15 protein-coding genes are annotated in these 21,067 nt (G+C 67.1%); 13 read left to right on the forward strand and 2 right to left on the reverse strand.

The features are described 5' to 3' along the window. Positions 1 to 35: 35 nt before the first annotated feature. On the reverse strand, positions 36 to 5,297 hold the full coding sequence (locus BAU07_RS25030; RefSeq protein ID WP_066663900.1) for an autotransporter outer membrane beta-barrel domain-containing protein: 5,262 nt from the start codon (positions 5,295 to 5,297) through the stop codon (positions 36 to 38). 606 nt (positions 5,298 to 5,903) lie between these two features. Between BAU07_RS25030 and BAU07_RS25035 the strand changes: the two genes are divergently transcribed. The 13 genes from BAU07_RS25035 to BAU07_RS25095 all read left to right on the forward strand — a co-directional run bounded on the left by BAU07_RS25035 (position 5,904) and on the right by BAU07_RS25095 (position 20,102). Beyond that, entirely contained in the window at positions 5,904 to 7,037 is a 1,134-nt protein-coding gene (locus BAU07_RS25035) for an ABC transporter substrate-binding protein (RefSeq protein ID WP_066663902.1), read from the forward strand. Between the two features lie 69 nt (positions 7,038 to 7,106). After that, entirely contained in the window at positions 7,107 to 7,982 is an 876-nt protein-coding gene (locus BAU07_RS25040) for a branched-chain amino acid ABC transporter permease (RefSeq protein WP_232338205.1), read from the forward strand. Beyond that, positions 7,979 to 8,941 (forward strand): branched-chain amino acid ABC transporter permease, encoded by a 963-nt coding sequence (locus BAU07_RS25045; RefSeq protein WP_232338206.1) that lies wholly within the window; start codon positions 7,979 to 7,981, stop codon positions 8,939 to 8,941. Before BAU07_RS25040 ends, BAU07_RS25045 begins: the two co-directional genes overlap by 4 nt. Next, the gene (locus tag BAU07_RS25050) at positions 8,934 to 9,692 is read left to right on the forward strand and encodes an ABC transporter ATP-binding protein (RefSeq protein WP_157122438.1); all 759 of its coding nucleotides are present in this window, start codon (positions 8,934 to 8,936) and stop codon (positions 9,690 to 9,692) included. The genes BAU07_RS25045 and BAU07_RS25050 overlap by 8 nt, the downstream gene beginning before the upstream one ends. Further along, entirely contained in the window at positions 9,689 to 10,408 is a 720-nt protein-coding gene (locus tag BAU07_RS25055; RefSeq protein WP_066663913.1) for an ABC transporter ATP-binding protein, read from the forward strand. Before BAU07_RS25050 ends, BAU07_RS25055 begins: the two co-directional genes overlap by 4 nt. Positions 10,409 to 10,443: 35 nt before the next feature. After that, positions 10,444 to 11,196, forward strand: coding sequence for a maleate cis-trans isomerase family protein (locus tag BAU07_RS25060; RefSeq protein ID WP_066663920.1), 753 nt, complete (start codon positions 10,444 to 10,446; stop codon positions 11,194 to 11,196). Between the two features lie 9 nt (positions 11,197 to 11,205). Then, positions 11,206 to 12,099 (forward strand): alpha/beta fold hydrolase, encoded by an 894-nt coding sequence (locus BAU07_RS25065; protein ID WP_269465834.1) that lies wholly within the window; start codon positions 11,206 to 11,208, stop codon positions 12,097 to 12,099. Between the two features lie 3 nt (positions 12,100 to 12,102). Further along, complete coding sequence (locus BAU07_RS25070; RefSeq protein WP_066663924.1) at positions 12,103 to 13,149, forward strand: 2,5-dihydroxypyridine 5,6-dioxygenase NicX family protein; 1,047 nt, start codon at positions 12,103 to 12,105, stop codon at positions 13,147 to 13,149. Between the two features lie 56 nt (positions 13,150 to 13,205). After that, positions 13,206 to 13,862: an isochorismatase family protein gene (locus BAU07_RS25075; protein WP_066663927.1), complete on the forward strand. Its 657-nt coding sequence runs from the start codon at positions 13,206 to 13,208 to the stop codon at positions 13,860 to 13,862. Positions 13,863 to 13,938: 76 nt separating this feature from the next. After that, complete coding sequence (locus BAU07_RS25080; protein ID WP_066663931.1) at positions 13,939 to 15,159, forward strand: FAD-dependent monooxygenase; 1,221 nt, start codon at positions 13,939 to 13,941, stop codon at positions 15,157 to 15,159. 129 nt (positions 15,160 to 15,288) lie between these two features. Then, complete coding sequence (locus BAU07_RS25085; RefSeq protein ID WP_084025985.1) at positions 15,289 to 16,011, forward strand: TetR/AcrR family transcriptional regulator; 723 nt, start codon at positions 15,289 to 15,291, stop codon at positions 16,009 to 16,011. 76 nt (positions 16,012 to 16,087) lie between these two features. Continuing rightward, complete coding sequence (locus BAU07_RS25090) at positions 16,088 to 18,472, forward strand: NEL-type E3 ubiquitin ligase domain-containing protein (protein ID WP_157122439.1); 2,385 nt, start codon at positions 16,088 to 16,090, stop codon at positions 18,470 to 18,472. 124 nt (positions 18,473 to 18,596) lie between these two features. Continuing rightward, complete coding sequence (locus tag BAU07_RS25095; protein ID WP_084025986.1) at positions 18,597 to 20,102, forward strand: DUF1254 domain-containing protein; 1,506 nt, start codon at positions 18,597 to 18,599, stop codon at positions 20,100 to 20,102. Between the two features lie 33 nt (positions 20,103 to 20,135). Here the strand turns inward: BAU07_RS25095 and ubiA are convergent, their stop codons facing one another. Beyond that, on the reverse strand, positions 20,136 to 21,065 hold the full coding sequence (ubiA, locus tag BAU07_RS25100; RefSeq protein WP_066663937.1) for a 4-hydroxybenzoate octaprenyltransferase: 930 nt from the start codon (positions 21,063 to 21,065) through the stop codon (positions 20,136 to 20,138). Positions 21,066 to 21,067: the final 2 nt, after the last annotated feature.

Consider the following 21,067-nt stretch of genomic DNA (forward strand, 5'->3'; position numbering starts at 1 on the left):
GCCGGCCGCCGTCCGCCTGCCACTCCCCGCCCGCTCTACCAGCTGTAGCGATATCCCACTTGCCCGAAGACCCCGCGCCGGTCGTCTCCCCCCAGGTTCTTGGAGAACTTCACCGTCGCGTACAACTGCCCACCCTTGCCGATGCTCTCGTTGATGCCAAAGCCCAGCTCGCCCCAGGTGCGGCCGAAGTTCGAGCGGAACGATGTGCCGTCCACCGATACCTGGCGGGGCGGCACGAAGTCGTGCAGCACGTCGACCGTCATGTAGGGCGTGCCGGCGCCGGCGCCGTCCTCGGTGCGCAGGTTGGGCGCGAACAGGCGGAAGCCGACGCGGCCCCGCACCGCATTGCTGCTATTGCCCGATACCGAGGACACGCCGTCATCGAAGCTGCCGAGCTTCAGGTACTGGTACACCAACTGCGCCTGCGGCTCGATGGCCAGCTTGGGCATCAGCTTGAAGGGCTGGCCGACTTCCTGGGACAAGGCGATGCCGAAGCCGTTCTGGCTGCCGCTGCCGCCATAGACGTCGTCGTACTTGTTGCGGTAGTGCGTGACCTGCGCAACGGAATCCCAATAGCCCCCTTCGTTCCAGTACTTGGTGTAGTAAGCGCCCAGGCTCTGCGCCTGCATGGTGCCGTCGCCTGCCCTGTCCGTCAGCGTAGCGTTCAGGTCACGCGCGCTGTCGCGGAACTTGGCGCTCATCACGCCCAGGCTGGCCGTGACGCCGGCATGCGTGCTGCCGCCTTCCGGCGCCTGCGACAGCGTCCAGTCCTTGCCGAATTGCATGAAGAAGGTGTGCTGGTTGACCGAAAAGCGGTCGCCTGAATCCGCGTTCAAACCGTAGCCGCCGATGCGGCCCCACACCCCGTTGCGATTGCCCTTCTGGTTCTGCTCGGTGCTGTACACATCGCCGACCCGCTCATGCAGCCGTCCCAGATTGTTGAAGCCGTAGTCCAGGTTCAGCGCCGGCATCAGGGCATAACCGACCACGCCCGGACGATAGGCCGGCGGCCCGGGCGGCGTGGGATCGTTCGGCCCCGTCGGCGAGGCCAGATCCGAGCGCAGATAGTAGTTGTCCGGATTGGTACTGCCGCCCCGGTACAGCAGGTACTCGTAGGCGCCGGATTGCACCGGTCCGGCCAGTTGGAAGGCGCCCGGCGAGGTGGTCCCACCCCCGGTGACGGCCACAACGTTGATCCCGTCGCCCGTCGTCGCGGCGCCCGGTCCGCCCGTGTTGTTGATGCGCAGGCCCGTCGTGCCGCTGGCCGTGCCGCCATTGATCACCAGGCGGTCCGACGGCGCGCCATCGCCGGCCAGGTAGGTGTTCAGCGCGACGCTGCCATTCGTTCCCGCATAGTTGCTGGCGGTGATGGTCTTGTAGCTGGACGCTTGCGTCGGGTCGCCGGTGGGCGGGATAAAGGTGATCGTGCCGGCGTTGCTCAGGTCCTGCACTTCGGAACTCGCCGTCACGTTCCAGGCGCTGGTGCCGTCCACGCTGACCGACAGCGGGTCGATACGTCCGGTCAGCGTCGTCCCCGCCTGCAGGTTCACCGTGCCGCCGCTGCTCGCGTCGGCGATCAGGTCGCCATTCAGCGTCAAGCCCTGGGCATTCAGGTTGACCACGCTGGCATTGGTCAGGTTGAGCAAGGTGCCGGACGCGGCGGTAATGGTGGTGCCGCCCCGCACGGTGATATTGGCCCGCGCGCCCGTCACCTCGATGGCATTGCCGGACGAGGCGGCCAATGAACCGCCCGTGACAGTGATGTTCGATGCCTGTCCGCTGGCGGTGGTGTCCGTGACGGCGATGGCGGCGCTCGCGCCGCTGATTGCCACTCCGTTCAGCGTGAGGGCGCCGCCGGCATTGGCCTGCACACCCGGCCCCGCAGCGCTGGTCAGCGCCGTGCCGGCGGCCGTCGCGGCTCCGGCAGGCCCTTCCACACGCAACGCCGCCGCGCCCACGCCCGCCGTGGTGATCGTGCCGCCCATCAGGGTGGCCGTGGCGCCGCTATCCAGCATGACGCCATGCGCGCCGTCGCCCTGGGTGCCGACCGTGGCGTTGGACAGTTGCAGGCGCCCGACGCTGCTGACATGGATGCCGACCGCGTTCGCGCCGGTGGTCTGGATATTGCCGCCCTCGACCGCGATATCGCCATTCGCCCCCGAAGAACTGATGCCCGATGCGCCGGCACCGCTGGTGGTGATGGAGGTGTCGCTCAGCGCGATGATGCCGCCGGCGGCCTGATTGTTGAGGGCCATGCCGGAGCCTTGCACGACGATGCTGCCGGCGGTTCCGGTCACGCTGCCGCCGACCGCCGTCGGATCCAGCTGGATGCCGTCCGCCGTGCCCTGCGCCTGGATCAGTCCGTTGCCGGAGAACACCACCGATGCGCCCGCTCCGGTCAGGTGCACGGCGGCACGCCCGTCGTCCGCGCGGATGGTGCCGTTGTTGACCAGGCTGGCGTTCGCGCCTTGCACCAGTGCGCCGTCGCCATTGGCCACCGCGATCGTCGCGTTGTTCTGGACCGTGCCTTGCGGTCCCACGATGACGCCGATGGAGGATGCGCCGCTCAAAGCGATCGCGTTGTTATTGACCAGGGTGCCCTGGTTGCGCGCCACGAAGCCGATCACGCCATCCGTCCCGGACTGTATCGCCGCGTTGTTGGTCAACGAGGTGGCCACGGGGTTGCCCGCCGCGGCGCCGGTCAGGTCATGTCCCTGGCCGTCCACCACGCCGGCGATGGCGCCGGCATTGGCCAGCGAGATCGTCGTGCCGGCGTCTATCGTTCCCGTCGCGCCGCCTTCGTTGATGATCGCCACGGCCCCCCCCGCCGCGCCGGCCGCGCCCGTCACGCGATACACCGACGATCCCGTGGACAGCGTCGTGCCTTGTCCTGTGGCGACCACGCCGCGGGCGTCCGTGCCGGCTATGGTCAGGTCCAGCGCGCCCGCGGTCGATGCGCCGGTATAGGCGGCGCCGTCGGCCACGCGGAACATGGTCGAACGCTCCGTGTTCACCGTCATGGCCGTAGCGCCTACGTCGATACGCGAGCCCGCGCCCGATGCGTAGAAGCCGATCTGGTCGGTCCCGCCCGTGAACTGCGGTATGGCCGCGGCCCCTACCTGGATCGTGCCGCCGTTCTGCGCGAATGCACCGATCGCGCCCGTGCCGGCCAGGTTCAGCGCCCCACTGACGACGGCCACCCCCTGTGCGCCATTTACCCACACGCCGAAGTTGCGTGTCCCGCTGGCCGGGTCGGCATTGCCGTTGACGTTGATCGTACCGGTGGACTCGGCGTTGGCGGCGATGCCGGGATCCGCGTTCACCATTACGCCGATGCCATTGACGCCGTTGACGTTGATGGTGCCCGCGTTGCGGACGATGGCCCCCGTACCGGCGGCGCCGTTATCGTCCGCCAGCATGCCGATGTTGCTCATCGGCACTCCGCCCGCCGCGCCATTGATCGTGATGGTGCCGTTGTTCAGCAGCAGGGAGCTCAAGGGGGCGGTCGAGTACATGGCCACGGCATTCTGGGCCTGCGAGCCGATGGTGACCTGGCCGTTGTTGATGGCCGTATCGCCCGTGTCCATGATGCGCACGCCATAGGTCGGGCCGCTGATCGCCACGTCCACCGACGGATCGCCCAGCGCGTATTGCGCCGCGCGGCCGATATAGATGGTGCCGTCCGCGGCATTGGTGAAGCTGCTGCCGCCGCTGACGTTTACGCCCACGACCTTGGTGACATAGCCGGGATTCACACCCACGTTGATGTTGCCATCGTTGTGCCCCGACGCGCCGTTGGCCAGGCCGAGTCCCGTGGACGTATTTCCGGTGTAGGCGAAGCCGGCGGTGTTGATGACGCCGTGGTTCTGCACCGTCGTGCCGGCGCCCGTGGCGATGATGCCGGAGCCCGTGTAGTAGAAGGTATCGTCCGTCGCGGTGTTCAGCTTGTCGCCCACCAGATAGCCGGAAGACACCACGCCGCTGGCCGCATTGATGAAGTGGGCGCCGCTCTCCACCTTAGCCACCTGCTGGATTACCTTGCCCGACAGTGTGCCCCGGTTGGTGATGGTGGCGCCGTCCGTGGCCTTCACCGCGCCGGAAGCCCGCGTGATATCGATCTGCGCGCCCTGCTCCACGCTCGCCGACCCGCGCGCGCCCTGCGCCAGGATGGCGTAGCGGTCGCCGTTCGGCGTGCGTGTCAGGTCACCATCGGTGGTATTGGTTTTGTAGGTGACCGGCAGGTCCACCGTCGCGAAGGCCTGGGCGAATGCGGCGTCATAGGCCTGCTGCGAGGTCAGCGCGCCGCTTTTCAGCGCCGCCACCAGCACGTCGTTATAGGCCGCCATCTCGGCTGCATTCGTTACCGTATAGGTTGCGCCATTGAAGGTGACCGTGCCCGCATACGTGGTCACCGGCACCTCGACCGTAAGCAGACCGTTGGCATCCGGCGTGGGCAGGCCCGGATCGATGCCCATATCGATCGCGTTGCGGGATTGCCAGGACACCTTGCTGTCGGCGTTGCCACGCCCGTCGGCCGATGTCAGATAGGTCTGCTTGGACACCATCAGTATCCCGTTGGTCGATGGCGATCCGGCAGGGTCTGCTCCCAGGTTCACCTTCAAGGTACCGCCGCTCTGCTGCACCTTGCCCAACGATGCCTCGTAGTACATATCCCCGCTGACATCCTCGAACTGGTTGACCGGCGTGGCGATATTCGAATGGTCGAGAAACGCGGTCGAATCGTAGGTCCGATAGACGACATTGGTGCCGGTCGCCGGATTCAGTCCGCTGACCGCCACATTCTGCGGCCCGGTGACCAGCGCGCTGGTGGCGAAGCTGCCGGATACCACGTTCACCGTATTCGCCGGCACGGTGGTATTGCCGCTATAGCCGGTGCCCACCTGCGACGTGCCCTGCAGCGTCACGGTGTCGCCGTTCCGGACGACCGCGGCGCCCACGCCGCCATTGCTGACCGGCGGGTTGTACGAGGAAACGGTGCAGTTTCCGCCGGCGGGCGCGGACTGTCCGGCGGTGCCGGTCTGGCAGGTCGATGCGAGCGCCATACCCGGCGCGAGCATCCCGGCGACGAGCAGAGCGCCGGCGAGGACGGCCGGCACCGCATAGGCGTCAGCCATGGCGAGTGCGCCGGCTCTCGTCCGGACGCCCGGTCGCCGCGTCGCGCGCCCGGCCCGCGCCGGCGATGCCGTGGCGGACTTGGTCTTGCCACGGGCGAGTTCCGACGTGACGACGTACTGCTGTCGGGCGGCATTCCAAATGGTCTTGTGGAACAGATTCATTTTCAGGCCTGCGGTGTCGAGCGTTAGAGGGCGTCCGCTTGGCGTAGGGATGTACGCGGCGGCGTTGGACTCATGATTCGTTCGATTCCACGCGCGACCAATTGACGATTCGAACTAAGGCGAACGTCGCTCGTTTGTGCGGATGAAGGGTCCGCGCAAGTGCGAGGTGGAAAGGAGGATGAACCGCGCGCGCGCTCGACACGCTCGTACCTCTGGCAATCCGAAAGGCGGTGCGGCGCTTAAGCCGGCCGTCAGGCCGGGCGGCCTAGGACATACGCGAGTGGACCCGCCTTCGCTCTAGGCGATGCGGCCGAGCGCCGTACCGTTGCGCCAGCGCTGCGGGCGGGCCTGGGGGCAGGCGCCTGGCCGTCGCGCGGTCGGCGCAGGCCGTCGCGGACCTCTCGTGCGGCTGGCCATGCCTCGGGAAAACCCCTGTCCGGACTGCCGCATTTTTCCTTCCAAATTTATTAATCAATCATTTAATATTTGTGGGCGCGAGCAGCAGGCGCGTGGCTTCAGCAAGATTCTCGAACCGCCCGACCGGAACAACGCGCCGGCGGGCCACGCCGGCAAGGGTGACGTACGGCAACGGAACGGAGGGCTTCCATGCGTAGAGGTTTTGTGGGAACGGCCGCGATCGCGGCGGTGGTCGCGGCCAACATGGCGCACGCGGCCGACACGGTGAAGATCGGCCTGATTCAACCCTTGACCGGTTCGGTGGCCTACAACGGCATCGCCGATGTCAACGGCGCCAAGCTGGCCGTCGCGCAGCGAAACGCCAAGGGCGGCGTACTGGGCAAACATGTGGAGTTGATCGTCGAGGACGGCCAATGCCAGCCGGCCAAGTCGGTGAACGCGGCCGAGAAGCTCATCCAGAAGGATCAGGTTCCCGTCATCTCGGGAGCGTTCTGCAGCTCGGCCACGATCGCGGTCATGTCCGTGGCCGAGAAGTACAAGATCCCCCTGCTCAGCGGCGTATCGTCCAAGACGGACCTGACCGAGCGCGGCAACACCTGGTTCTTCCGGACTGCGGAAACCGACGCCCTGATGGCGCACGCCTTCGCCGAAATCCTGGTCAAGAATCTCAAGCTCAAGACCATCGCGTATATCGGCGTCAACGACGACTGGGGCCGCGGCGGCGTGGACGAGTTTTCGCGCCAGATCGAGTCCATGGGCGGCAAGACGGTGCTGAAGGAATACTTCGACCACGGCACCACGGACTTCTATACCTTGCTCACCCGGGTTCGCGCGGCGCGGCCGGACGGCATCTTCGTGGCCGCCGAAACGCAGGATGGCTCGATCGTCGTGAAGCAGATGAAGGAACTGGGGCTCACCAGCAAGGTGTTCGGCGTGGGAAGCTGGGCCACCGCGGACTTCGTCAAGCTGACGGGCGACGCCGCCGAGGGCATCCATGCCGCCGTGCCCTACGCGGCCACGCTGGACACGCCGGCCAACAAGGCCTTCGTGAAGGACTACAAGGCTGCGTACAAGGAAGCTCCGGGCAAGTATTCGGCGGCGGGCTACAACGCCTTGAACATCATCATGGACGGCATCCAGCGCGCCGGCGCGGCGGACCCGGCCAAGATCCGCGAGGCGCTGGAGAAGACCGACTACACCGGTCCGAACGGCCAGTTCCGCTTCGACGCCAAGCACCAGGCCTACGGATTCGATGCCGTGCTGGTGCAATTGAAGAACGGAACGCCCGAGATCGTGTCGCAAACCCGCGTCGAAGCGCCCTGATGGCTGGATGACGCGGCGGGGGCATGCCTGGCTGGACGGGCATGCCCTTCTCAAGCCCCGGAGGTACCCTTGTTCGACCTACTGATGCAATTCCTGGTCAACGGGCTGGTCAACGGCACGTTCTACGCCTTGTCGGCGCTGGGACTGACGCTGGTCTTCGGCCTGATGCGACTGGTCAACTTCGCGCACGGCGAGTTCTACATGATGGGCGGCCTGCTGGGCTGGGCCCTGACCTCCGCCCTGGACCTGAATTTCTTCGCCGGACTGGCGCTGGTCATCGTGGCGATGGCCGCGGTGGGCTGGTTGATCGACCGCGTGCTGATCGAACGTGTGCGCGGCCAGGGCGAGGAGCCCGGCATCCTGTTGACCATCGGCCTGTCGATCTTCCTCACCAACACCGCCCTGCTGCTGGTCGGCACGGCGCCGCAGAAGGTCGTCGCCCCGGTGGCCAGTACCCCTGTGTTCCTGGGACCGGTCGTCATCACGCAGGTACGCGTGTTCGCGGTGGTGGCCTGCGCCGTGGTGATCGCCGCCGCGCACCTGCTGATCCGGCATACCCGCCTGGGCAAGGCCATGCGCGCGACCTTCCAGGATCCGATGGCGGCGCGGCTGGCGGGAATCCCGACGGCGCGCGTGTATGCCGCGACATTCGCCATGGGCACCGCGCTGGCCGGCACGGCCGGCATGCTGCTCGGCTCCATCTATGTGGCGCAGGCCAGCATCGGCGGACTCGTCAGCCTGAAGGCGTTCGTCGTCGTCATCCTGGGCGGCATGGGCAGCTTCGCCGGCGCCATCCTGGGCGGCCTGATCCTGGGCGTGGCCGAAGCGATGTGGGGCGGCTACATATCCACGGGCTCGGTGGACCTGGTGGGTTTCGCGCTGGTGATCCTGATCCTCTTCTTCCGGCCCTATGGCCTGTTCCCCACGCGGGCGGAGCGTGCATGATGCGTGCTGAACGGAATTTCCTGGTCGGCTTCCTGCTGCTGATGCTGGCGTTCACGCTGGGCGTCGGCGACGAGTACCTGCTGCACATCGCGGTGCTGATCCTGCTGTACACCGTGCTGGCGACCAGCCTGAACCTGATCGTCGGTTATGTCGGCGAATTCCCGCTGGGCCATGTCGCCTTCTTCGGCATCGGCGCCTACACGCTGGCCCTGGGCGCAACGCGCCTGGGCCTGTCTCCCGGCGTGCTGGTGCCGGTGGCCGGCATCGTCAGCGCGCTGGCGGGGCTGCTTATCGGCGGCGTCACGCTGCGGCTGAAAGGGCCCTTCTTCGTCATCGTGACCCTGGCCTTCGCCGAAGTGCTGCGTCTGCTGGCGAACAACTGGATCGGCCTGACCAACGGCCCCATGGGCGTGTCCAACGTGCCGCATCCGGCCTTTCTCGATGCCGCGGGATGGCTGGCCGGCAAGCGTGGCTACGCGATGCTGGGCCTGCTGATCACGGCGGTGACGCTGTTCATCGCCTATCGCCTGGTGCACTCGAACGCCGGACGCGCCGCGGTCACGCTGCGCGAAAACCGCTACGTCGCCGTATCGGTGGGCATAGACCCCGTGCGGTATGCGCTGTTCGTGTTCACCGTGGCCGCCTTCCTCGCCGGCATCGCGGGCGCCTATTACGCCTCGTATATCTCCTACGTGGGACCGGAAGTGTTCGGCTTTCCCTTCACCGTGTCGATGATCATCATGGTGCTGCTGGGCGGCAAGGGCACCTTGAGCGGCCCGGTCATCGGTGCGGTGGTGGTCACGCTGCTGGAGGAATACCTGCGCGAATTCAAGGAGTTGCGCCTGTCCTTGTTCGGCCTGATCGTGATGGGCGTGGTGCTGTTCTCGCCCAACGGGGTCATGGGCTATGTGCGCCGCATCGCGCCGCGCCGCCCGCAACCGGAGAAGCGCCATGCTTGAAGTACAGGGACTGAGCAAATCCTTCGGCGGCATCCATGCGGTGCGCGATATCGACTTCCGCGTCGACCAGGGGCAAATCGTAAGCCTCATCGGACCCAATGGCGCAGGCAAAACGACGTGCTTCAACCTGGTCACCGGCTTCTACGCACCCAGCGCGGGACGGGTGCGTTTCCAGGGCCGCGACGTGACGGGCACGCGTCCGCACGAAATGGCGCGCATGGGCGTGGTGCGCACCTTCCAGAAGACCAACGTCCTGAAAAGCCTGACCGTCCGCGACAACCTGAAGGCGTCGCAGTACCTGCGCGCGCGGTCGCCCCTGTGGCGGACCTTCTGGCCCGGACCGGCGCAACGCGCGGCCGAGCGCGAGATCGCCGACCGCGCCGAGCAGATCGCCGGCCTGATGGGCCTGCAGGCGCGTTGCGACGCCCCGGCCCATTCATTGTCATGCGGCGAACTGCGGTTGCTCGAAGTCGGCGTGGCCCTGGGCGCCGGACCGCGCCTGCTCATGCTGGACGAACCGGCGGCCGGACTGAACAGCCACGAGGCGATGGTGCTGGCCCGGCTGCTGAAGCAGCTGCCCGGCCAGTGGGTGGAATCGATACTGCTGGTGGAGCACAACATGAACCTGGTCATGCAGGTGTCCGACCATGTGGTCGTCATGAACTTCGGCCAGAAACTGGCGGCCGGCACGCCGCGCGACATCCAGAACAATCCGGCCGTGCTGGAAGCCTATATCGGGAGGGCGGCATGACGCAGGACGCATTGTTGTCGCTGGCCGGCGTGCACGCCGGCTACGGCAAGCTCAAGGCCTTGCATGGCATTTCGCTGGACGTCATGCCTGGCGAAGTGGTCGCCCTGATCGGCGCCAACGGCGCCGGCAAATCCACCATCCTGCGTGTGATCTCCGGTCTGATCGCACCCATGTCCGGCGAGGTCCGGTGGGCCGGCCGTTCCATCGGCGGCATGCAGGCGCCGGACATTCTGCGCCTGGGCTTGTCGCATTGCCCCGAGGAAAGACACGTGTGGCCCGAGATGACGGTCCAGGAAAACCTGGAACTGGGCGCCTATCTGTGCCGTTCGCGTGCGGAGGTGCAGCGCCGCGCGGCCATCGCCTTTCATCGCTTTCCCCGGCTGAAGGAACGCCAGCGGCAACTGGCGGGCACGCTCAGCGGCGGCGAGCAGCAGATGCTGGCCATCGCCCGCGCGCTGATGTCCGAGCCGAAGCTGCTGATGCTGGACGAGCCCAGCCTGGGCCTGAGCCCGAAGATGGCGACGGAAGTCTTCCAGGTAGTGCGCGAGATCAGCCAGCACGGCGTCACTGTCCTGCTGGTCGAGCAGAACGTGCACAACGCGCTGTCGGTGGCTGCGCGCGCGTATGTCGTCGAAACGGGGCGCATCGTGGCGGAGAAGGCCGCCGATGCCCTGCTGGGCGACCCCGAACTGCTGAACGCCTACCTCGGCGCCTGAACCTCGATACACGCACAACCATGATTGGAGCAACCATGCAGAAGATCTACCGGATCGGCCAGATCGTGCCGAGCTCGAACACCACCATGGAAACCGAAATCCCCGCGATGCTGAATGCGCGGCAGGTCATACGCCCGGAGCGCTTCACCTACCATTCCAGCCGCATGCGCATGAAGAAGGTGGTCAAGGAAGAACTGGCCGCGATGGACGGCGAGTCGGATCGCTGCGCGGTCGAACTGAGCGACGCGCGCGTCGATGTGCTGGGCTACGCCTGCCTGGTGGCGATCATGGCCATGGGACGCGGCTATCACCGCGTATCGGAACAGCGCCTGCAGGCGCGCACGGCCGACAACGGTGCCGACGCCCCCGTCGTGACCAGCGCCGGCGCCTTGGTCCAGGCGCTGGACGTCATCAAGGCCAAGCGCATCGCCGTGGTCGCGCCCTACATGCGGCCGCTGACCGAAGTGGTGGTCGACTACATCGCCCATGAAGGCTACGAAGTGGTCGACTGGCGCGCGCTGGAGATTCCCGACAACCTTGAGGTGGCCCGCCACGATCCGCGCAACCTGCCCGGCATCGTGCGTGAGATGAAGACCGACGATGTCGACGCCATCGTGCTGTCGGCCTGCGTGCAGATGCCGTCGCTGCCCGTCGTGGCGCAGGTCGAGGCCGAAACGGGCAAGCCGGTCATCACGGCCGCCATCGCCACCACCTACGCGATGCTGCAAGCGCTGAAGCTCGAACGCATCGTGCCGGGCGCGGGCGCGCTGTTGTCCGGCGCTTACTAGGGGGAGCCGATGACTATGCAGGCCCGGGACCGCACGGCAGCAGGCGGCAAGACCAGCACCTTCCTCTATGGCGCGAACATCAACGCGAACGGAATACGCCAGCACTACCTGCGCTATGGCGGCACGCAGCCCGGACGCGATCCCGTCATCATCATTCCCGGCATTACCAGCCCGGCCGTGACCTGGGGCTTCGTGGGCGAGCGATTCGGCCGGCATTTCGACACTTATGTGCTGGATGTGCGCGGGCGTGGCCTTACGCAGGCGGGCGACGACCTGGACTATGGCGTGGACGCGCAAGCCGCCGACGTGATTGCGCTGGCGCAGGGGCTGGGGCTGTCCCGCTACAGCCTGGTGGGCCATTCCATGGGCGGCCGCATCGCGTTGCGCGCGGCCGCCGCCCAGCCTTCCGGCCTGACGCGCGTGGTCGCGGTGGACCCGCCGGTGTCCGGCCCGGGACGCCGCCCGTATCCGGCGCAACTGCCGTGGTACGTCGACTCCATCGCGATGGCGCGCAAGGGCATGGACGCCGATGCCATGCGCAGCTTCTGCCCCACATGGACCGAGGAACAACTGCGCCTGCGCGCGCAGTGGCTGCATACCTGCGACGAGCGCGCGATCCGGCAGAGTTTCGACGAATTCCATACCGAGGATATGCACGCGGACCTGCCGCGCGTGACCGCGCCGCTTCTGCTCATCACCGCCGCGCGCGGCGATGTCGTCAAGGACGAGGACGCGGCCGAGATACAGCGCCTGAAGGCCGGAACCCTGCATGCGTGTGTTGCAGACGCCGGCCACATGATCCCCTGGGATAACGAACCCGGCTTCTACGCCGCCTTCGGCGATTTCCTCGGGGTGCCCTTGCAGGCCGACCCCGGCGATACGCACCCTGTCCAAAGGAGTTGAACCATGCCCGTCAGCGACTATGAAATGGTACGCGCCTGGACGCAGGTGCTCGAGCTGTCCCGGCTGCACGCCGGGCAGACGGTCACCATCCTGACCAGCGCCAACACGCACCCGCAGACACTCGCCACCGCCCTCATCGCCACGCAGTCCATGGGCGCCATCGTCAACCGGCTGGACCTGCCGCCCGTCAATGGCGAGAAAGCGCTGAGCCGCGACGCGCTGGCCTATCTGGGCACCACGCCGCTCACCGGCAACAAGGCCGCCATCGCGGCGCTGAAGGAAAGCGACCTGGTGCTGGACCTGATGACGCTGCTGTTCTCTCCGGAGCAACACGAGATCCTGCAGGCGGGCACGAAGATCCTGCTGGCGGTGGAGCCGCCGGAAGTGCTGGCGCGCCTGGTGCCTACGGCGCGCGACAAGGAGCGCGTGACCGCCGCGGCGGCCCGCATCGGCCGCGCCCGCGAAATGCGCGTCACATCGGCCGCCGGCACCGAGCTGCGCTGCCCCATCGGCGCGTTTCCCGCCATCAGCGAATACGGCTACGTCGACGAACCGGGGCGCTGGGACCACTGGCCCAGCGGCTTCGTCCTGACCTGGCCGGACGAAGGCGGCGCCAGCGGCACCATCGTGATCGACCGCGGCGACATCCTGCTGCCGCAGAAGTCCTACGTCGATGCGCCCATCGTGCTCACCGTGGAAAACGGCTACGCCACACGCATCGAAGGCGGCGTCGATGCCGAACTGCTGCGCGAATACATGGCCAGCTTCAGCGACCCGGAGGCCTACGCGATATCGCATATCGGCTGGGGCCTGCAGCCGCGCGCCCACTGGACCACGCTGTCGCTGTACGACCGCGAGGCCACCATAGGCATGGACGCGCGCGCCTATGAGGGCAACTTCCTCTTCTCGCTCGGCCCCAACAACGAAGCCGGCGGCGACCGCACCACCGCATGCCATATCGACATCCCGCTGCGTCGCTGCACCGTAAGCCTGGACGGCGAGGAAGTGGTGCGCGAGGGCAAGGTGCTGGACGGAACGTCGCAAGGGTGATTCGGGCGGCGCCGTCCGGCGCGCCCACCTATGGGAAACACAGCGGGAAAATCAGGATGGCACACAAGGAAGAGGCGGTCTATCGCCAGCAGGGTTTCGGCGCGCAAATGGACCTTAGCGGCCCCGTCGGGCTGCTGATCGTGGATTTCGTCAACGGCTTCGCCGATCCGGCGCGCTTCGGCGGCGGCAATATCGGCCCGGCCATCGAGGCCACGCGGCCGCTGCTGGCGCACGCGCGGCAACAGGGATGGCCCGTGGCGCATACCCGCATCGTGTACGCCGATGACGACAGCGACGCGAACGTGTTCTCCATGAAGGTGCCGGGCATGCTGACGCTGAAGGAACATGGCGCGGCCAGCGCCGTGGTCGCTGCGCTGGCGCCCGTGGCGGGCGAACTGGTGGTACGAAAGACGCTGCCTTCGGCGTTTTTCGGCACCGGCCTGGCGCCATGGCTGACGCAGCGCGGCGTGCGTACCCTGCTGGTGGCGGGCTGCACCACCAGCGGCTGCGTGCGCGCCAGCGTGGTAGACGCCATGTCGCACGGCTTCAAGCCGCTGGTCCTGAGCGACTGCGTCGGCGACCGCGCAATCGCCCCGCATGAGGCCAATCTCTTCGACATGCAGCAGAAGTACGCCGCCGTCATGCCGCGCGACGAAGCGCTGCAGGCGCTGCGGGCCTTGCATGCGACGCAGGCCCCGGATCGCACCCCATGACGCAACGCGGCCGCGCACACGAGGCGCGCTGCGCAATAGAACGACATCGGCGCCGTCGAGGCGCGAGGAGAAGAGCATGAGCAGGAAACAACGTGTGGGCATCATCGGGGGCGGCATCGGCGGCGCCGCGCTGGCCAACGCCCTGGCGCAGCGCGGCATCGAAGTGCGGCTGTTCGAACGCACCGCGGCCTTCGGACAAGTGGGCGCCGGTATCCAGATGACGCCCAACGCCGTCAAGGTGCTGAAGGCGCTGGGCGTGGGCGACGCGCTGCGCGACATCGCCTTCCTGCCGCAGGCGCTGGTCGGCCGCAACTGGAAGACCGCGCGCGAGCAATTCCGCACGCCGCTGGCCACGGAATGCCCGCGGCTGTACGGCGCGGAGTTCTACCACGTCCATCGCGCGGACCTGCACCAGATCCTGGTGGACCGTATCCCGGCGTCCTCCGTGTCGCTGTCCATGGCCTGCGCCGCCGTCCGCAACGAAGGCGCAACCGCGGTCGCGACCTTCGAGGACGGCAGCCAGTTCGAAGCCGACCTGATCGTGGGCGCCGACGGCGTGCGCTCGGTGGTGCGCCGCGACCTGTTCGGCGACGAGGCGCCCCGCTTCACGGGGAACATGTGCTATCGGGCGGTCGTACCCTTCGACCAGATGCCGGAGTTCGTCAGCCCGGATTCATCGTTCTGGATGGGTCCGCACGGCCACGTGGTGACCTACTACGTGAGCCGCGGCAAGGCGGTGAACATCGTCGCCGTCAATGAAACGGCGCAATGGGTGGAGGAATCCTGGAATGCGCCCAGCAGCCGCGAGGAACTGCTGAGCGCATTTCCCGGCTGGCATTCGAACCTGGTGCGGCTGTTCGAGCGGGCCGAGACCGTCTTCAAGTGGGGCCTGTTCGACCGCGACCCGATGCAAAGCTGGCATGAAGGCCGCATCTGCCTGCTGGGCGATGCCGCGCACCCCATGCTGCCCTTCCTGTCCCAAGGAGCGGCCATGGCCATCGAGGACAGCTGGGTGCTGGCCGCCGCGCTGGCCGGGCACGGGGACGATATCCCGACGGCCTTGCGCGACTACGAAGCCGAACGCCTGCCGCGCACCAGCCGCGTGCAGCTTGAATCGCGTGAACGCGGACGCACGTATCACCTGCCTTCGCGCTGGGAGCAGATCAAGCGCGATGTCGGCTATTGGTGGCGCGGGCTGTTCGATCCGCACGCCGGTGGTATCCGGGCGAACTGGGTCTACGAGTATGACGCGACGGCATTCCGGGCAGTGCCCCAGCCGCAACGACGCGCCGCCTGATATGGGACAATTCCGCGTCGCACGGGCCGGCTAACGAGAACAAACAGGTATGCGGCGTCGGCATGCGGCCGCCGCGGGTGTGGCACGGCCACGCCTTCGGCGCAGGTGTGCAGAGACGAAAAGGACAACATGCGACAGGATGCCAAACCCACCGCGACGCGCACGCGCGCCGCCGTGCCCAAAGCCGCCGGCGCGTCGCCGCACGGCCGGCCGGGACGCCCGGAAGGCAGCAGCGGCAACCTGCGTGAAAAAATCCTGGATGCGGCCGAGAATCGCTTCGCCGACCTGGGTTACGCCGGCACGACGCTGCGCGATGTCGCCAACAAGGCCAAGGTCACGCAGGCCCTGATCAGCTATTACTTCGGCTCCAAGCACGGGCTGTACGAAGCCGTATTCCTGCGGCGCGGCCGCAAGATATCCGATGAACGGATGGCGCGCCTGCAGGCGCTGCAGGAAGGCAAGCGGCCTCCCGCCATCCGCGACATCGTGCGCGCCTTCCTGGAACCCACGCTGGACCTGCGGCGTACCGCCAAGGGCCGTGCCTTCATCCGACTGCAGGCGCGGCTGCATACGGAACCCCCCGAAATCTCGTATAGCCTGCGCAACGAAGCCTACGACGCGTCCACCCGCGCCTACGTGGACGCGATCAGCGCGGCCCGGCCCGACCTGGACGCCCGGGATGTGTACTGGCGCGTCACGCTGATGGTCGGCGCCTATATGTACGCGTTCTCCGATACGCACCGGCTGGACGACCTTGCCAAGGGCATCTGCAATCCCGAGGACCCGCAGGAAGTCATGGAGCAGATCACGGCCTTTGTCGTGGGGGGACTGACGGCGCCGCCCGTCCGATAAGGACGGCTCGGGAAGACCAGCAGGAACCGGACACCCGGGAGGGGCACCCAGGCTGTTTTGCCGAGCAGGCCCCTCCATGCGTATATCGTGCATAAGCGCCCTGGCGAGCTGCGTCAGCCCTTCACGGCAGGTCGCTCCACCCCCCGTCCTGCAAACGAACTATCGTGACGCGCTGGTCGCCGGGATACGCGGCGACGTCTTGCCGCGGGAGCTGGAACAGCTGGAGGCCCTGCTCGAGCGCCTGGAAGCCCACCCGCAAGGGAAGATCCTGATGGACTCCATGCAGGCTTATCGCCAGTGGTTCGGCAAGCTACCCGAGATCGTCCTGCGGCGGGACTACGAGTCCCCAAGGCCTCCCGCGGCCGGTTCGGCGACGGACCGGACCATCTGGCATCTGGACCTGCGCGAACTCGGCGCCTGCCCCGCTTTCGAGGCCATACGCCAGCTCGCGGACGTCTACTGCGATCTCGCCGGTACGCCCAATATGGAGTGCGATGTATTCCAGGCATACACCTTCGACGACGACCAGAAGCTGGATCCCCTGCTGGAAAAGGCATGGGAAAAATGGATATCCGCCGGCAAGCAGTCCGTCCACGACCGATCCAGCGTAGGGCAATACCGCTGCATCGCGACGCGGCGCCGTGTCATCGAGAACCTGCGCACCGACCTGAAGCAGATGCGGTGCTACGGCGGGCTGACACATGCGGACTTCCACCACCTTATGAAGGAACTGCGGTGGGGGTGCCAGGACTGCCTGCCGGCCGCACCTACGGCGGTCAACCTGCGCGCGGCAAGCCTGCAAACCAGGCAGTGCATGAACTTCAGCAGCAGCCACTTCCCAAGCGACATGGAAGACATCGGTCCCTACCAGCATAAAGGCCGAATCGCCCAGGGTTGTGCCAGCTCGCTGCCGCCACTGCCGCAGGACCTGGAAGCGCTATGCCTGGACGCTTATCCCCGTCCCGACCTGAGCGCGCTCCCGCCCGGCTTGAAGGTCCTGCGTATGCGCCAGGCCGGGCTGGTCAAGCTGCCCCGGCTGCCCGCCGGATTGAAGATACTGGAGGTGGCGCAGAACGCCCTGATCCGCCTGGACAACCTGCCGGCCGGACTGGAAACGCTGATCGTTTCGAACAATCCCCTGCGCGACCTGCCGGAGCCCCTGCCCGCGCGACTCAGGCATCTGGCGGCGGACGCGGCGCAACTGGCGCGTCTGCCCGCATTACCGGAATCGCTGGAGCGGCTATCGGTCTGCCGCAACCGCCTGACGACGCTGCCCGCCCTGCCGCCGCGCCTGCGCGATCTGAGCGCCGATGAAAATCACCTTGCCGAATTCCCCGTGGACGTGCCCCTTACTCTGGAACGCGCCTACCTCGTCGGCAACGACCTGCGCCGGCTGCCGCCCGCCTGCGCGAACCTCTCGGGATGCGATTTCTATCTCGAAGGAAACCCGATTGCGCTGCAGGACCTGCCGCGCCTACCGCCGGGCGTGCCCGGTCCCCGCTTTCACGTTTCGATGCAAGCCTATGCCGCGGCACCGCAGGCCGCGCCGCGCCCCGTCCGCATGGCCGGCAATCTGACCGAGGCCACCTCCGCATGGCTGTTGCCGGACATGCCGGAGGCGGCGCAACGTTGGGAAGCCCAGGCCAATCCCGCCGAGGCGCAGGAATTCGTTCAATTCCTGAACAGGCTGCACTACCCGAAGAACACCAAGGAAAGCGTTTTCGAGACCGCCGCGTTCCGCGCCAGTGTCGTGTCGCTGCTGACCGAACTATCCTTGCCCGAACGCGCAGAGCTGCGCGTCGATGTATACGCCCTATGCAAGGACGCCACCGCGAACTGCGACGATCGCGTATTGTGGACACTGGGGCGGTTGAGGGCCTTGCTGCTGAATGACGACATCCGCCTGGGCCGCTACGACGACCGCGTCGGCGATGTCATAGAGCTGGGCCGACAGATGTTCAGCCTGGATGTGTTGGCGCAGATCGCCCGCGAAAAGGTGCGAACGCTGACCTATATCGATGAGGTCGAGGTCTACCTTGCCTATGCGGTCCAGTTGCGGCAGGCGCTTCGCCTGACCAGCGTCGTGGCGGACATGCTGTACTTCAAGGCTTCCGGCGTCACCCCGGCCGACGTGGACAACGCCTTGCAAACGGTGCGGCACCGCCAGCGGACGGAGTTCCCCATGTTTTTGGCCTTGGACTACGAGCCGTGGCAGACGCTATTGCGGCGGCGCGATCCGGATCGACATGACGCTTTCCAGGCCAGCGCGCACGAGGAAATGGAGCGCTGCCTGGAACCGGAACTGCGGTCCAGGCTACAGGCGGTGGGGCTGGATCCCCATGACGACGACGCCCGGCGCACGGTGGGCCTGGCGGTATCGCGCGACATCCGCTATCGCGTCCTGGAGCCCTTGGTCGCCGAGTACCTGGCGCACCATGACGCCGCGATGCCTCGCCCGTGATGCCATCGCGTTTGCCGGCTTCATCCTTTTTTGCCCCATTTCCGGGATGGGATCTCGGACTTTCGGCCAGTAGAATTTTTGCAGTCGCGCGGAGGTCCGCGCGCACCTATAGGCTGAGCCCGCAATGCCGCTGCGTCGCCGATTCGTCATGGCCGCGCGCGAGCGCCGTCCACCTGGTCCGCGCCCGCTGACGTCCGTGTTGATTGCCCTCTTGCTCCGGCTGTGCGTGATGCCGGCGCGGCCGCTGTGGCTGGCCGCGCTGTGCGGCCTGGCGGCCGTCGGCGCAGCCGCCGCGCCCCCGATGGATACCGGCCAGGCCCGCAGCATCGCCAGTGACGCCTATGTATACGCCTACCCGCTGGTGCTGATGGACGTCGCGCGCCAGGTGCAGACCAATGTCGAGGCCGCCGATGCGGCAATGGGCGGCGGCGCGCCGGTAAACCAGTTCACCCACATGCGAAGGCCGGCCGACGCGCTGCTGCACGGCCATTCCTATCCCGACGTCGAAACCTTGTGGTCATCGCTATGGTTCGACGTAACCAAGGAGCCCCTGCTGATCGAGATTCCAAACGCGGGCGGGCGCTACTACACGATGACCTTGGCCGATATGTGGACCGATGTATTCGCGGCGCCGGGAACCCGTACCGTGCAGGACGGCCCGCAGGTCTATGCGATCGTCGCCCCGACCTGGCAGGGCAAGCTGCCCAAGCCGGCCATCGCCCTGCGCGCGCCCACCAGCGTGGGATTGCTGACCCTGCGCGTCGCCTATCGAGGCATGGCCGACGCCGGGGCCGCCCAGAGCTTCCAGGCCGGCCTGCAGGCCACGCCGCTGTCACGCTGGGGCAGGAAGAACGCTCCGCAGGCCGGCCACTTCGACGTCGCGCAGTCGCGCCGGGCGCCGGTGGACCAGGTCGCGGACATGAATCCACAAGCCTTTTTCGCCGCGTTCGCCGAACTGGCTGCAAAGTATCCGCCCCACGCGAACGACTATCCCATCCTGCAAAGGATGGCCCGGCTGGGGCTGGCGCCCGGCACGCGCTTCGACATGTCGCGGCTGCCGGCCGATATGCGGATGGCGGTGGAGGCTGGGGTGCAGCGTGGACAGGCCAGCGTGCGTTCGCCCATGCAGCCGCGCCCACGCCCCGGCGATGCCTGGCGCATGCCGGACCGGCGACGCGGCGCCTATGGCACCGACTATGCCTTGCGGGCACGCGCGGCGCGCGCGGCCCTGGTGACGCCCTTGCCGGAAGACGCGATCGAACTGCTGGCCAGTACCGATTCCGACGGCCGTCCGCTGGACGGCAGTTTCCGCTACGAAGTGCGGTTCGACCGCGGCCAATTGCCGCCCGTGGACGCGTTCTGGTCCATGACGCTGTATAACGACCGGCGCGAGCTTTACGACAACCGGATCGGCCTGTATGCGGTAGGCAGCCGCCATCCCCTGGTCCCGGGGCTGGACGGCACGGCCACCGCTTATGTGCAGTACGCGCAGCCGGTCGGCGAGCTGGTTCGCAACTGGCTACCCGCGCCACAGAGCGGACGCTTCATGCTTATGCTGCGCTTGTACCAGCCCGGCGAGGACGCGGTGGAAGGAATGTGGGTACCGCCGACGATACGGCGTATCCAGTAGCCGGCCGTCAGCCGCGTCAGCCGGTCAGCCCCGTCAGCCGACCAGTCCGCCCGCCACGGACGCCGCAACCAGCATCACGCCCACCCACAGGTTTGCGCGGAAAAGTCCCAGGCCCAGTTCGGGCCGGCCCAGGTCCAGCTTGCGCAGTTGCCATGCCAGGTGCAGCGCGATCAGCACCATGCCCAGCCCATAGGGCCAACCCATGCCGATGGCGTAGCCGCCCCAGGCCCACAGCACGACCGTCGCGATATAGAAGCCGGCGATCCAGCGCTTGCCCGCATCGCCGAAGCGCAGCGCCGTGGAATGCAGGCCCAGACGCCGGTCGTCGCGCACGTCGATATAGGCATAGATGGTGTCGTAGCCGATCTGCCACAGGATGGTGCCGACATACACCGCCACGGCGCCCAGCGGCACCATGTTGCGCGTATCCGACCACGCCATCAGCATGCCCCAGTTGAAGCACACACCCAGCACCGCCTGGGGCCAGTAGGTCACCCGCTTGCACAGGGGATAGATGACGACGATGGGCAGCAGGGCCAACGCCAGCCATCGGCTCAGCGGATTGATGGCCAGCAGCAGCGAAGCGCACACCGCCAATTGCGCGAACAGAAACCACAGCGCCTGCCGCAAGGTAAGTTGGCCGCTGGTCAGCGGTCGATAGCGGGTACGTTCGACATGCTTGTCGATATCGCGGTCGAAGATGTCGTTGATCGTGCAGCCGATGCCGCGCATCAGCAATGCGCCCAGCGAGAACACCAGCACGCGCCAGGGCTCGGGCCAGCCCGCGGCGGCCTGCGCCAGCGCGGCCAGCGCCGGCAGCAGGGTCAGCCAGGTGCCGATGGGGCGGTCCAGGCGGCACAGGCGCGCGTACGGGCCCCAGGAGCGCGGCAGCCAGCGCGCCACCCAGTCGTCGAAGACGATGTCGTTCAGGTCGATGTGGCCCGTGGGATGCTGCGTGGACATGC

This window comes from Bordetella flabilis, assembly GCF_001676725.1.
In the GTDB taxonomy this organism is placed as follows: Bacteria; Pseudomonadota; Gammaproteobacteria; order Burkholderiales; family Burkholderiaceae_B; genus Bordetella_C; species Bordetella_C flabilis.

Coding starts and splice junctions, on each gene's coding strand:
- BAU07_RS25085 (WP_084025985.1), top strand. CDS start 15,289: ATGCGACAGGATGCCAAACCCACCGCGACGCGCACGCGCGCCGCCGTG.
- BAU07_RS25035 (WP_066663902.1), top strand. CDS start 5,904: ATGCGTAGAGGTTTTGTGGGAACGGCCGCGATCGCGGCGGTGGTCGCG.
- BAU07_RS25065 (WP_269465834.1), top strand. CDS start 11,206: ATGACTATGCAGGCCCGGGACCGCACGGCAGCAGGCGGCAAGACCAGC.
- BAU07_RS25030 (WP_066663900.1), bottom strand. CDS start 5,297: ATGAATCTGTTCCACAAGACCATTTGGAATGCCGCCCGACAGCAGTAC.
- BAU07_RS25050 (WP_157122438.1), top strand. CDS start 8,934: ATGCTTGAAGTACAGGGACTGAGCAAATCCTTCGGCGGCATCCATGCG.
- BAU07_RS25045 (WP_232338206.1), top strand. CDS start 7,979: ATGATGCGTGCTGAACGGAATTTCCTGGTCGGCTTCCTGCTGCTGATG.
- BAU07_RS25075 (WP_066663927.1), top strand. CDS start 13,206: ATGGCACACAAGGAAGAGGCGGTCTATCGCCAGCAGGGTTTCGGCGCG.
- BAU07_RS25090 (WP_157122439.1), top strand. CDS start 16,088: ATGCGTATATCGTGCATAAGCGCCCTGGCGAGCTGCGTCAGCCCTTCA.
- BAU07_RS25055 (WP_066663913.1), top strand. CDS start 9,689: ATGACGCAGGACGCATTGTTGTCGCTGGCCGGCGTGCACGCCGGCTAC.
- ubiA (WP_066663937.1), bottom strand. CDS start 21,065: ATGTCCACGCAGCATCCCACGGGCCACATCGACCTGAACGACATCGTC.
- BAU07_RS25070 (WP_066663924.1), top strand. CDS start 12,103: ATGCCCGTCAGCGACTATGAAATGGTACGCGCCTGGACGCAGGTGCTC.
- BAU07_RS25080 (WP_066663931.1), top strand. CDS start 13,939: ATGAGCAGGAAACAACGTGTGGGCATCATCGGGGGCGGCATCGGCGGC.
- BAU07_RS25095 (WP_084025986.1), top strand. CDS start 18,597: ATGCCGCTGCGTCGCCGATTCGTCATGGCCGCGCGCGAGCGCCGTCCA.
- BAU07_RS25060 (WP_066663920.1), top strand. CDS start 10,444: ATGCAGAAGATCTACCGGATCGGCCAGATCGTGCCGAGCTCGAACACC.